The 12,581-nt window shown below is 64.5% G+C and carries 12 protein-coding genes; 8 read left to right on the top strand and 4 right to left on the bottom strand.

Translation table 11 applies throughout. The annotated features are described in order from the left end of the window. Positions 1 to 20 precede the first annotated feature (20 nt). The gene (gene gatB / locus CEY09_RS11245) at positions 21 to 1,478 is read left to right on the top strand and encodes an Asp-tRNA(Asn)/Glu-tRNA(Gln) amidotransferase subunit GatB (protein WP_006224751.1); all 1,458 of its coding nucleotides are present in this window, start codon (positions 21 to 23) and stop codon (positions 1,476 to 1,478) included. Positions 1,479 to 1,605: 127 nt separating this feature from the next. Here the strand turns inward: gatB and pyrE are convergent, their stop codons facing one another. Beyond that, positions 1,606 to 2,292, bottom strand: a complete 687-nt coding sequence (pyrE, locus tag CEY09_RS11240) for an orotate phosphoribosyltransferase (RefSeq protein WP_006224752.1) — start codon at positions 2,290 to 2,292, stop codon at positions 1,606 to 1,608. A gap of 133 nt (positions 2,293 to 2,425) precedes the next feature. Here pyrE and CEY09_RS11235 point away from each other — a divergent pair, with 133 nt between their 5' ends. After that, complete coding sequence (locus CEY09_RS11235) at positions 2,426 to 3,214, top strand: exodeoxyribonuclease III (protein WP_006224753.1); 789 nt, start codon at positions 2,426 to 2,428, stop codon at positions 3,212 to 3,214. On the opposite strand, the gene CEY09_RS11230 is transcribed toward CEY09_RS11235, so the two are convergent. Further along, complete coding sequence (locus tag CEY09_RS11230; protein ID WP_088588685.1) at positions 3,196 to 4,116, bottom strand: LysR substrate-binding domain-containing protein; 921 nt, start codon at positions 4,114 to 4,116, stop codon at positions 3,196 to 3,198. The two genes, CEY09_RS11235 and CEY09_RS11230, sit on opposite strands and share 19 nt — an antisense overlap. Positions 4,117 to 4,241: 125 nt before the next feature. Between CEY09_RS11230 and CEY09_RS11225 the strand changes: the two genes are divergently transcribed. Together CEY09_RS11225 and gdhA are read left to right on the top strand one after the other, a co-directional pair. Beyond that, entirely contained in the window at positions 4,242 to 4,853 is a 612-nt protein-coding gene (locus tag CEY09_RS11225) for a LysE family translocator (protein WP_088588896.1), read from the top strand. 431 nt (positions 4,854 to 5,284) lie between these two features. After that, positions 5,285 to 6,631 (top strand): NADP-specific glutamate dehydrogenase, encoded by a 1,347-nt coding sequence (gdhA, locus tag CEY09_RS11220; RefSeq protein WP_088588684.1) that lies wholly within the window; start codon positions 5,285 to 5,287, stop codon positions 6,629 to 6,631. A 182-nt stretch (positions 6,632 to 6,813) separates the two neighbouring features. On the opposite strand, the gene CEY09_RS11215 is transcribed toward gdhA, so the two are convergent. Further along, a complete protein-coding gene (locus tag CEY09_RS11215; protein WP_088588683.1) occupies positions 6,814 to 7,314 on the bottom strand; it encodes a copper chaperone PCu(A)C in 501 nt (166 codons plus the stop codon). A gap of 19 nt (positions 7,315 to 7,333) precedes the next feature. After that, positions 7,334 to 8,233 carry a LysR family transcriptional regulator ArgP gene (locus CEY09_RS11210; protein WP_088588682.1) on the bottom strand — a complete coding sequence of 300 codons (900 nt, stop codon included), beginning with the start codon at positions 8,231 to 8,233 and terminating at the stop codon, positions 7,334 to 7,336. 148 nt (positions 8,234 to 8,381) lie between these two features. On the opposite strand from CEY09_RS11210, the gene CEY09_RS11205 reads away from it, so the two are divergent. The 4 genes from CEY09_RS11205 to CEY09_RS11190 all read left to right on the top strand — a co-directional run bounded on the left by CEY09_RS11205 (position 8,382) and on the right by CEY09_RS11190 (position 12,581). Beyond that, positions 8,382 to 9,014 (top strand): LysE/ArgO family amino acid transporter, encoded by a 633-nt coding sequence (locus CEY09_RS11205; protein WP_006224759.1) that lies wholly within the window; start codon positions 8,382 to 8,384, stop codon positions 9,012 to 9,014. 111 nt (positions 9,015 to 9,125) lie between these two features. After that, a complete protein-coding gene (locus CEY09_RS11200) occupies positions 9,126 to 10,067 on the top strand; it encodes a LysR substrate-binding domain-containing protein (protein WP_167390061.1) in 942 nt (313 codons plus the stop codon). Positions 10,068 to 10,401: 334 nt separating this feature from the next. Next, the gene (locus CEY09_RS11195; RefSeq protein WP_088588680.1) at positions 10,402 to 11,565 is read left to right on the top strand and encodes an ABC transporter substrate-binding protein; all 1,164 of its coding nucleotides are present in this window, start codon (positions 10,402 to 10,404) and stop codon (positions 11,563 to 11,565) included. A 143-nt stretch (positions 11,566 to 11,708) separates the two neighbouring features. Further along, on the top strand, positions 11,709 to 12,581 hold the full coding sequence (locus CEY09_RS11190) for a branched-chain amino acid ABC transporter permease (RefSeq protein WP_088588679.1): 873 nt from the start codon (positions 11,709 to 11,711) through the stop codon (positions 12,579 to 12,581).

The following is a 12,581-nucleotide window of genomic DNA, read 5'->3' as shown; positions in this document are numbered from 1 at the left end:
ATTGATTGGAACTACAGATAATGAACTGGGAAATCGTAATCGGCCTGGAAACGCACACCCAGCTTTCCACCGGCTCCAAGATTTTTTCGGGCAGCAGCACTGAATTCGGCGCCGCGCCCAACACGCATGCCAACGAAGTGGACCTCGCCTTGCCGGGCAGCCTGCCGGTCATGAACCGCGGCGCGGCCGAGCGCGCCATCCGATTCGGCCTGGCCGTGGGCGCCACGATCGCGCCGCGTTCTGTCTTTGCGCGCAAGAACTACTTCTACCCCGACCTGCCCAAGGGCTACCAGATCAGCCAGTACGAGCTGCCGGTGGTCGTGGGCGGTTCGCTGTCGTTCTTCGTGGGTGAAGAAGAAAAAACCGTCAACCTGACGCGCGCCCACCTGGAAGAAGACGCCGGCAAATCGCTGCACGACGACTTCACGCTGGCCAACGGCTCGCCTGCCAGCGGCATCGACCTGAACCGCGCCGGCACCCCGCTGCTGGAAATCGTGACGGAACCGGAAATGCGCTCGGCCGCCGAGGCCGTGTCCTATGCCCGCGCCCTGCACAGCCTGGTGGTCTGGCTGGGCATCTGCGACGGCAACATGCAGGAAGGGTCGTTCCGCTGCGACGCCAACGTGTCGGTGCGCCCGGTCGGCCAGAAGGAATTCGGCACCCGTACCGAGATCAAGAACGTCAACTCGTTCCGCTTCCTGGAACGCGCCATCGTCTATGAAGCGCGCCGCCAGATCGAGCTGATCGAAGACGGCGGCACGGTCGTGCAGGAAACGCGCCTGTACGACGCCGACCGCGACGAAACGCGCAGCATGCGCAGCAAGGAAGATGCGCACGACTACCGCTACTTCCCCGACCCCGACCTGCCCACGCTCGTGATCTCCAGCGCCTGGGTCGACGAAGTGCGCGCCGCCATGCCCGAGCTGCCGGCCGCCCAGCGCGCCCGCTTCGAATCGGAATTCGGCCTGCCTGCCTACGACGCCGCCCAACTGACCGTCAGCCGCGATCTGGCCGCCTACTTCGAAGCCGTAGCGCGCGCGCTGCCGGCAGGTCAAGCCAAGCTGGCTGCGAACTGGGTCATGGGCGAAGTCGCTGCCGCCTTGAACAAGGACGAAAAGAGCATCGCCGATTCGCCCGTGCAGGCGCCGGCGCTGGCCGCGCTGATCGGCCGCATCATCGACGGCACGATCTCCAACAAGATCGCCCGCGAAGTCTTCGGCGCCATGTGGGCAGGCGAGAACGGCGGCGACGCCGACGCCATCATCGACGCGCGTGGCTTGAAGCAGATCAGCGACACGGGCGCCATCGGCGCCATGATCGACGAGGTGCTGGCCGCCAACCCGGCCATCGTGGAAGAGTACCGGGCCGGCAAGCAAAAGGCGTTCAACTCGCTGGTGGGCCAGATCATGAAGGCCGCCCGCGGCAAGGCCAATCCGCAGCAAGTGAACGACCTGCTCAAGCAGAAGCTCGACAGCTGATCGTTCCTTCGGGAATCAGACGGATAAAAGGCCGCGGCACATTGCCGCGGCCTTTTCTTTTGCGAAGAATGGGGAGGGTCAACGGTTGAGCGGGCTGGCACGCACCCGCCAGCCCTTTGCCTCCTGTTTACTTCACCCCGTACTTCGTCCGGTACGCCTGCACGGCGTCGCGGTTTTCAGCGAACGATGCGTCGTCTTGCAACAAAGCCATGATGTCCGACAGCGACGCGATCGCCACGACCGGGATGCCGTAGGTCTTGGCCACGTCCTGCACTGCGGAATGCGCCGACAGCGCATCGTCCGGGCCGGCGCGTTCCATGCGGTCCATGGCGATCAGCACGGCGGCCGGTTCGGCGCCCGCGCTGCGGATGATCTCAACGGATTCGCGCACCGACGTGCCTGCCGTGATCACGTCGTCAATGATGACGACCTTGCCCTTAAGCGGTGCGCCGACCAGGGTGCCGCCTTCGCCGTGGTCCTTGGCTTCCTTGCGGTTGTAGGCAAACGGCACGTCGCCACGGCCTTGCATGGCCGGGTGGCCGGCCAGCGCCACGGCCGTTGCGGTCGCCAACGGAATCCCCTTGTATGCCGGGCCGAACAGCATGTCGAATTCCACGCCCGAATCCAGCAGCGCCTGCGCGTAGAACTGCGCCAGCTTGCCGACCGAACCGCCGCTGTTGAACAGGCCGGCATTGAAGAAATAGGGGCTGATCCGGCCCGATTTAACCTTGAAACTGCCAAAGCGCAGCACGCCTTCGTTCAGGGCAAAGCGGACAAAATCGAGGGAGGTGGCGGAAGAGGTGGCGGCGGGCATACGAGGGGGATCCGGTAGATGGCAAACCCCGGCATTTTATCCGGTGTCAGGGCTATTGCCCGACCCCGCCGCCGAGTCGGTTAAATTCCTGACATTGTTCCGGCCCCCACGGCCGCTCTACAGGAGTCTCGCTTTGCTGCGCATCACGTCCATCAATCTCAACGGCATCCGTTCCGCCTTCCGCAAGGGCCTGCAACCCTGGATGGACAAGCATGCCGCAGACGTCCTTTGCCTTCAGGAAATCAAGATCGCCGACGCGGACCTGACCGATGACCTGCGCCACCCGCCCGGCTATACCGGCCACTTCCACCACGCGGTCAAGAAGGGCTACAGCGGCGTGGGCATCTACCTGCGCGATGCCGCCGAACGCGTGAACGTCGGACTGGACTGCGAGGAATTCGACCCCGAAGGCCGCATCATCCGCGCCGACTGGAAGAACCTGTCGGTGATCAGCGCCTACCTGCCGTCGGGATCGAGCGGCGACGAACGGCAACAAGCCAAGTACCGTTTCCTGGACCGCTTCGGCCCCTGGATCGACGCCCTGATGCACGAGCACAAGACCACCGGCCGGGAATTCATCATCTGCGGCGACTGGAACATCGCGCATAAGGAAATCGACCTGAAGAACTGGAAGGGCAACCTGAAGAATTCCGGTTTCCTGCCCGAGGAACGCGCCTGGCTGACCGACGTGTTCGACAAACGCGGCTTCGTGGACGTGTTCCGCACCATCGACGACCGGCCCGACCAGTACACCTGGTGGAGCAACCGCGGCCAGGCCTGGGCCAAGAACGTCGGGTGGCGTATCGATTACCAGATCGCTACCCCCGGCATCGCCGCCCGCGCCCGTAACGTGGCCATCTACAAGGACGAACGCTTCTCGGACCACGCGCCGCTGACGATCGACTACGACGCCACGCTCTGATCCGGCCCGGCGTCGCGGCCCTCCGCATCCGGCAACGACGCCGCAGCCTGCTGGCGCAGCCATGCCAGAAACGCCACCGCCCGGGGATCGTCCCCGTAGGGACGAGACGACAACAGGAAGTACGCCGAACCGTCGCGGATGAATCCGCAAGGCGCCTCCAACCGGTGGTCGCGCAACGCGTCCCGCACCATCAGCGCCGAGCCGATGGCAATGCCTAGACCCGCCGCGGCTGCCTGCAGGCTGAGATAGAAATGTTCATAGACTGGCCCGGCCTTGCGCGGGGCCTTGTGGCCCGAGGCCTGCGCCCATTGCCGCCAGGCGCCCGGCCGGGTTGCGCTGCCCAGGGCCGGCGAACCGTTCCAGGCTTGCTCGCCGGGACTGCCCGCCACGCCCGGCCGGCAGACAGGGCCCGTCCATTCATCGCATACGCGCTCCGCATGCAAGGCCGCGTCCCATTCGAAATCGTTGCGCCGTAGTGCCACGTCCACGCCTTGCGCCGCGAAGTCCACGGGGCCGCCCGCCGCATACAGATGCACCTGGATACCGGGATGCGCCCGCTGGAAATCGGGCAGGCGCGGAATCAGCCACATCATGGCGATCGTCGGTTCGCATGACAGCACCAGCGGCGCGTCGGCAGCAGGTTGACGCAGTTGCGCCAAGCCGGCCGCCAATTGCTCGAACAGGCTGCGCGTCAGAACCAGCAACTGGCGCCCGGCATCGGTCAGAAAAACAGCCCGATTCCGGCGTTCGAACAAGACCAGCCCCAGTGCCTGCTCCAGTTGCTTGATCTGCCGGCTGACCGCACCGTGTGTGACGTGCAACTCTTCTGCCGCCCGGCCGAAGGCTTCATGACGGGCCGCCGCATCGAAGACACGCAGGGATCCCAGCGGGGGAAGTTTCATCGCAATAGGTGATTTTTTCTAACGGATATCAGGCATTAAAAATCGTTTTTCATTGCCGCGCCAGCATCACAGAATGAGCACCCTTTCCGAAGCCTCTATTGCGCGCCTTTTCCGCCGCCGCTGCCATGACCGAACTGATCGCCGTTGCCCTCATCACCGTCCTTGCCGTCATCAGTCCGGGGCCGGACTTTGCAATGGTGACCCGATACAGCTACCTGTTCGGCCGGCGCACGGGCCTTGTCTGTGCGCTCGGCATCGCCCTGGGCGTGCAGGTCCACGTGTTCTATACGATGTTCGGCGTGAGCTTGCTGGCCCATTACGCGCAGCCCGTGTTGCAAGGCATCAAACTGGCGGGCGCCTGCTATCTGGTCTATATGGGTTGGAAGACCTTCTTCAACCGCACGCCGGTCAGCCGGGACCTGTCGGCGCGCCCCCCGATTTCGGCCTGGCAGGCGCTGTACAGCGGCTTCCTGACCAATGCGCTGAATCCCAAGACCACCCTGTTCGTCATCAGCACCTACACGCAGGTGGTGGCGCCGGGCACGCCGTTGCCCCAGCAGTTCGGCTACGGGCTGTTCATGTCCTTCGCACATTGGGTGTGGTTCAGCGTGGTGGCGTGGTCGGTGTCGTCGGTCATCCTGCGCCGGCTGCTGCTGGACCACCAACGCACCGCTGACCGGGTGGTGGGCGCCATCTTGATGGCATTGGGCGCCGCGCTGGCGGTCGTGCAGGTCTGATTCCGCGCCAATTCAAGTGATCTTTCTCAAATAATTAATGGGGACGTATAGTAGAGAAAGAACGGGGCTCAGGACACGCGGATACCGCCGCGAGCCCCTTATTTACTGAGGGATGCGCCATTTCGCAGCCCCCGTACATCAAGACATAAAATGGGGACATATTTATTTTCCCTGTAAATACAAGGCTAACGCCGTCGGATCACGTCTTCACCCCTGTAAACCCTGTTCCGTGTGATTTAATATGTCCCCAATATAAGACATAGAAAAGTGCTTAGATATCAAGGTGATGGCGGCGTTTCCGGCTTTGCGCAGGGCAACAATTTGCCCCTACAATTCCGCACCATGCTGGTGCGATAAATGCACCAGAACAAATAATTCGCGCCCCAAAACGGCGCACACCCGCACCTGTTCGAAGCACCCCCGAGGAGATCATGTTGAAAGTGCAGAGTCTGGACGACTTCCTGCGTGGCGTCGCCGCGCGCGACCCGCAGCAGCCTGAGTTCATGCAAGCCGTCCAGGAGGTGATGCTGAGCCTGTGGCCTTTCATCGAGAAGCACCCTCACTATGCCGAGCACGCGCTGCTTGAGCGTCTGGTGGAACCGGAACGTGTGATCCAGTTCCGCGTGTGCTGGACCGATGATCAGGGCCGTGCCCAGGTCAACCGCGCTTTCCGCATCCAGCACAGCTCGGCCATCGGCCCGTACAAGGGCGGCATGCGTTTCCACCCCTCGGTGAACCTGTCCATCCTGAAGTTCCTGGCATTCGAACAGACGCTGAAGAACTCGCTGACCACGCTGCCCATGGGCGGCGGCAAGGGCGGTTCGGACTTCGACCCCAAGGGCAAGTCCGATGCTGAAGTCATGCGCTTCTGCCAGGCGCTGATGATCGAACTGTATCGCCACCTGGGTCCGGACACCGACGTGCCGGCCGGCGACATCGGCGTGGGTGCGCGCGAAGTCGGCTTCATGGCCGGCATGATGAAAAAGCTGTCGAATTCCACCGCCAGCGTCTTCACGGGCAAGGGCCTGACCTTCGGCGGCAGCCTGATTCGCCCCGAAGCCACCGGCTACGGCACCGTGTATTTCGCTGAAGAGATGCTCAAGCGCGTGGGCAAGTCCTTCGACGGCCTGCGCGTGTCGGTCTCGGGGTCGGGCAACGTGGCGCAATACGCCATCGAGAAGGCCATGTCGCTGGGCGCCAAGGTCGTCACCGTGTCGGACTCCAACGGCACCGTGGTGGACGAAGCCGGCTTCACGCACGAGAAGCTGGTCGCCCTGATGCACATCAAGAACGACCTGCGCGGCCGCCTGGACACGTATGCCCAGCAATTCGGCCTGAAGTACGAAGCCGGCAAGCGCCCGTGGCACGTGCCTGTCGACGTGGCCCTGCCGTGCGCGACGCAAAACGAACTGGAACTGGCCGATGCGCAAACGCTGATCAAGAACGGCGTGCTGTGCGTGGCGGAAGGCGCCAACATGCCGGCCACGCTGGAAGCCGCCAAGGCCTTCATCGCCGCCCGCGTGCTGTATGCCCCGGGCAAGGCCACCAACGCCGGCGGCGTGGCCGTGTCGGGCCTGGAAATGGCCCAGAACTCCGCCCGCCTGGCCTGGACGCGCGAAGAGGTCGACGCCCGCCTGCACGCCATCATGCGCGACATCCACGAGAACTGCGTGCGTCACGGCCACAGCGAGCGTGAATACGTCAACTACCTGGACGGTGCCAACATTGCCGGTTTCGTGAAGGTGGCCGACGCGATGCGTCAGCAAGGGCTGTATTAACCTCCCCCCCCCCGCAGCGCTGCGCGCTTCCCCCCCAGGGGGGCGCCGCTGCGGACCGGCGAAGCCGGCTCCGCGCGGCCCCGATTGGGGTAGACCTGCCTCTGGTCGGGACAGACTTGCCCGATTGAGAGTCTGTTCAGGTGAAACACACCCGCGACAGCAGGCGCGGGCAGCGCGGGCGCTTAGTGTTTCATCGCGCCGTGGTCCATGCCGCCGTGGCTCATGCCGGGGTTGTGCGAGGCCGGCTTGACCTTGAATTGCACCGCGACTTCGCCCGCCTTTTCGAACTTCAAGGTGGCCGGCACGGTTGCGCCGTCAGCGAACGGCGCCTTCAGCTTGATGAACATGACGTGATAGCCGCCCGGGCTGAGCTTGACCTCGGTATCGGCGGGCAGCGCAATGCCGCCTTCGACCTGGCGCATCTTCGACACGCCGTTTTCCGTCTGCACGGTGTGCAGTTCGACCCGCTCGGCGGCCTCTGACGACACCGACAGCAGGCGGTCTTCCGTCTTGGCATCGTTGTCGATATCCATATACCCCGCACCATTGGACTGGCCCGGCGCCGACGCGCGGACCCAGAGGTCGTCGATTTCGATCTGGCCGACCTTGTAGTCCTTCGCCCACGCCGAACCGGCCGTACACAGGCCCAGGGCGGCAATGAGTGCGAACTTGCGGATGTTCATGGGGTGTCCTCCTAGTGGGTTAACGCCGCCGGACCAAGCTGCGGGCGGCCGACAGAACCGAATCGGTCAAGGCTTCCATCGCCTCGGAGTTTACCCGCCAATGCTGCCAATACAGCGGCACATCCTCCCAGGCGCGGCCCCGAAGCAGCATCAGCTGACCGGCATCAAGGTGTTCTTGAACCAGCGGCAGCGGATTCATCGTCCAGCCCAGCCCGCCCAGCGTGGCCTGCACGAACGCGCGCGTGGAAGGCACCCACCAGACAGGCGGCTGCCACGGCGCCGGGTCCGAGATCTTGTGCGCGAACCGCGCCTGCAGGGCGTCCTTGCGGTTGAACACCAGCACCGGCGCTTCCGCCAACGTCTGCGCGTTGACCCCATGGGCGAAATAGCGCTTGTGGAAATCCGGCGTGCAGGTCGCCACGTAACGCATGCTGCCCAGCGCGTGGATGCGGCAACCCTGCACGGGATCGGCCAGCGTGGTCACGGCGCCGAGCACCGACCCGTTGCGCAACAGTGCCGCCGTGTGGTCCTGGTCTTCGGACAGCATGTCCAGCGTGGCCCGCGTCCGGGCCGAAAACTGCAGGGCCGCGTCGACGAACCAGGTCTCCAGGCTGTCGTGATTGACCGCGATGGGGATGCTGGCGTGGGGAACCTCGTCGTCCGACACGCCCAGCCGATTCAGCGCATCGTGTTCCAGCAGCGCCGTCTGTTCCGCCAGTTGCACCAGCACCTGGCCGTCCGCCGTAGCGGCCGCCGGCACGGTGCGCTGGACCAGCAAGCGGCCCATGCGGTCCTCCAGCGCCTTGATTCGTTGCGACACCGCCGACGGCGTCACGCTCAGGGACAGCGCGGCGCGCTCGAAGCTGCCTTCGCGCACAACGGCGGCCAGCGCCCGCAAGTTGCCGTGATCGAGTTTCATGGATTAGTTTTACTTAATATAGTGAAGGAAAATTAGCTGTATTTCATCTGGCGCGCAAGGGAAAATACGCTATCACCAGAGTGCGCAATGCCTCTGGAACCATCATCAAAGCGCCGCCACAGGCGTTGCAGTTACAGGTATTTGCATCATGTTCGCCACCTTGTCATCCCCCCTCTTCCTGACCGCCTGGGCCAGCGGAACCGCCACCGGGCTGGGCCTGTTCGCCGTCGTGGGCGCGCAAAGCGCCTTTATCCTGCGCCAAGGCCTGATGCGGGCGCATCTGCTCAGCGTCGTGGCCATCTGCGCGCTGATCGACGCCGTGTTCATCTTCGCCAGCGTTTCCGGGCTGCAGGCGCTGACGGCCTGGTTCCCCTGGCTGACGACCGCCGTGCTGTGGTTCGGCGTGGCCTTCCTGACCTGGTACGCCGTGCAATCGGCCCGCCGCGCCTGGACGGCCACGGGCGGCTTGGCCGCCGCACGCGACGTAGTACCGTCGCGTCGCGCCGCCATGCTGGGCGCGCTGGGCTTTTCGCTGCTGAACCCCCATTTCTGGCTCGACATGGTGGTGGTGGGCTCATTGGCGCACGGCTTCGAGGACGCCCGCATGGCGTTCGCCGCCGGCGCCTTCACCGCCAGCCTGCTGTGGCTGGCCGTGCTGGGCATCGGCTCACGCCTGTTCGCCCGCTTCTTCGCCAGCGCCTCGGCCTGGCGCATCCTGGACGGCGTCATCGCCGTGGTCATGGCCGGGCTGGCGGTCAGCCTGGCCATCAAGGGCGTCTAAGGCCCGCTTTCCGCATCAGGGCGGCGCGCTCGGACGGTGCGCCGCCATCACTTTTATAATCTCTCCGTTGCCACTTTTTCGTCGGGCGCACGGCCGGCCCGCCAGACGATCATGCGCGGACCCTCTCCTTCCAAAGATGTGCGGCTGCCGCCGCTGGCTGCCATCCAGGCATTCGAAGCGGCCGCCCGCCTGGGCTCTTTCGAACGCGCGAGCGAAGAACTTTTCGTCACCGCCAGCGCCATCGGCAAGCGCATCGCCGCGCTGGAAGCCCTGCTGGACGTCTCGCTCTTCATCCGCAGCAGCCGGGGCGCCACGCTCAGCGCCGCCGGGCGCGACTACCTGAACCAGGTGCGCACCGCGCTGGACCTGCTGTCGGACGCCTCGCTGCACAAGCGCGGCGAACCCAAGCCGGAACCGCTACGCGTCGTCTCGACACCCACCTTTGCCCGCCAGGTGCTGATCCCTTACCTGCCCGGCTTCACCGCCGCGCATCCGGACGTCGAGCTGGAGATCATGTTGTCTATCCCCTATCTGGACATCATGCCGCCCAACGCCGACGTCTGGGTACGGTTCGGTAGCGGCAAGTATCCCGGCCTGCACGCGCGCCAGCTCACGGCCGACCCCGTGTTCGCCGTCTGCTCGCCGTCGTATCTTGCCACGCACGGCCCGTTCAATCGCCCCGCGGACCTGGCTCATGCCGACCTGCTGCGCTGCCCGATGGAGCCCTGGCGCCCCTGGCTGGACGCGGCCGGCCTGGACTGGCCTGAACCCTCGCGCGGGGTCTGGCTGGTGGATCTGGGGATGATGCTGGCCGCCGCCCGCGCCGGCCAGGGGCTGGCACTGACCCGCCGCACCCTGGCCGCGGAATGGCTGGATGAGGGCAAGCTGGTGCGCGTGCTGGACATCGACATCCCCGGTGAATCCCAGTACCACCTGTGCACCGAAATGTCCCGCCCGCCGGGCCGCGCCGTCCAAGCGTTTTCCCTATGGCTCGCAGACGTCTGCAAACAGGCAGCCCAATGGCCATGCGGCCTGCCGGCCCGTCAGGAATAAATTTCCAGTAACGGGCGGAATGAATTTCCGCGCGACTGCTCCCCTCGCTGGCTAGCATGCGGCCAACGCGGCTGTCCGCCCGTCGCACGCCTTGGCCCCCTGCAAGACCCCGCTTGCCGCGCCTGGCCATGCTGCATTGCAACGCCTGGCCCGCGCCCCTTGCGCCCGTACTAGGTATTTACGCGGAAAAACCCCGCCGGGTCAGATTCGCGTAAGCGATTAAGCAGACAGTCACAACACGCAACACAGGAGCGCGCCGCAACATCGATTTCTCGCCGCCAGGCGCCGGCAACCGGTTTTCCACGCAGTCAATCTAATTACAACGGAGACATCCATGGATTTTCGTTTGAAGCTGCTAGCAGGAACCCTTGCATTTGCCGCATCGGCCGCGTCCTACGCCGCCGACCCCATCAAGATCGGCGTGGCCGGCCCGTACACCGGCGGCTCCTCATCCATGGGCGTCAGCATGCGCGACGGCGTGCGTCTGGCCATCGAAGAAATCAATAAGAACGGCGGTGTACTCGGCCGCCAGCTGGTTGCCGTCGAGCGCGACGACGAAGCCAAGAACGAACGCGGCGTGCAGATCGCCCAGGAACTGATCAACAAGGAACAGGTCGCGGCCACGGTCGGGTACATCAATACGGGCGTGGCACTGGCCTCGCAGCGCTTCTACCAGGACGCCAAGATCCCCGTGTTCAACAACGTGGCCACGGGCAGCGTGATCACGCACCAGTTCAAGGCGCCGGAATTCCCCGATAACTACGTGTTCCGCAACGCGGCGCATGACAGCATCCAGGCTCCGATGATCGTGGAAGAAGCGATCACCCGCCGCGGCTACAAGAAGGTCGCGATCCTGGCCGACTCCACCAACTACGGCCAGCTGGGCCGCGAAGACCTGGAAAAGGCCTTGGACGCCAAGGGCATCAAGGCCGTGGCCGTCGAAAAGTTCAACATCAAGGACGTCGACATGACGGCCCAGCTTTTGAAGGCCAAGGCCGCCGGCGCCGAAGCCGTGCTGACCTACGGCATCGGCCCCGAACTGGCGCAGATCGCCAACGGCATGACCAAGCTGGGCTGGAAGGTGCCGATTATCGGCAGCTGGACGCTCTCGATGGCCAACTACATCGACAACTCGGGCACCAACGGCGAAGGCGCGCGCATGCCGCAGACCTTCATCCAGGACCCTGACACCCCCAAGCGCAAGGCATTCATCGACGCCTACCTGGCCAAGTTCAAGCCCAAGAACAACCGCATAGATTCGCCGGTGTCGGCGGCCCAGGGCTACGACTCGATCTTCCTGCTGGCAGCCGCCATCAAGCAGGCCAACTCCACCGACGGCCCGAAGGTCCGCGAAGCGCTTGAAAACCTGCAAACGCCGGTCGAAGGCGTGGTGATGACCTACAACAAGCCGTTCACGCACGACAACCACGACGCGATCACCGCGAAGGAAGTGGTCATCGGCGAGGTCAAGGGCGGCCGCGTCGTCAAGGCCAACTAAGCCTGGAAAAAAGCAGGAAGGCGGCGGCTTCCCGGCCGCCGCCGCCCGCGCCCCGGGCATCGGGTGCGGGGCATGCAGCCGCCTGAAAACAGCGTTCTGCCCAAGGGGGTTGGGACGGAACACAGCGCCTCAAGACACACACCATGATTCTTCTACAGCTTATCTATAGCGGTATCGCGCTAGGCATGATCTATGCCGTCATCGCGTTCGGATACCAGCTTACTTTCGCCACGTCGGGCACCCTGAACTTCGGCCAGGGCGAAGCCCTGATGCTGGGCGCGCTGGTCGGGCTGACGCTGGTCGGCCTGGGCGTGAACTACTGGGTCATGATCCCCATCGTCTGCATATTCGGCTTCGCGCAAGGCGCGCTCGTCGAACGGGTCGGCGTGCGGCCGGCCATCAAGACGCGGTCGGAGTTCGGCTGGATCATGGCCACCATCGCCTTGGGGATCATCTTCAAGAACGTGGCCGAAAACATTTGGGGCCGCGACGACCTGCGCTTCCCCTCCCCGCTGCCCGAGGCGCCGATCCAGGTGTTCGGCGCCAACGTGCTGCCCATGGAGCTGCTGGTCGTATTCGGGGCGCTGGGCATGATGATCCTGGTGGAAATCTTCAATCGCAAGTCCATCTACGGCAAGGCCTTCGTGGCCACCTCCAATGACCGCGACGCAGCCGGCCTGATGGGCATCAACACCGGCATGGTGATCACTTTCTCATATGCGTTGTCGTCGCTGACCGCGGCGTTCGCTGGCGTGCTGGTGGCGCCGCTGACGCTGACCGGCGCCACCATGGGCGCAGTGCTGGGCCTGAAGGCGTTCGCCGTGGCGATCATCGGCGGCCTGTCCAGCGGGATGGGCGTCGTGGTGGGTGGGCTGATCCTGGGGATCGCCGAGACGACCACCGGTTTTTATCTTTCGACGGGGTACAAAGACGTGCCGGGATTGGTGTTGCTGCTGCTCGTTCTGACCTTCAAGCCCGCCGGCCTGTTCGGCAAGACCGCGATCAAGAAGGTGTAA

Origin of the sequence: Achromobacter marplatensis, from assembly GCF_002209535.1 — a bacterium.
Lineage (GTDB): Bacteria > Pseudomonadota > Gammaproteobacteria > Burkholderiales > Burkholderiaceae_B > Achromobacter > Achromobacter marplatensis.
This window is presented reverse-complemented; position numbering and strand designations above follow the sequence as displayed.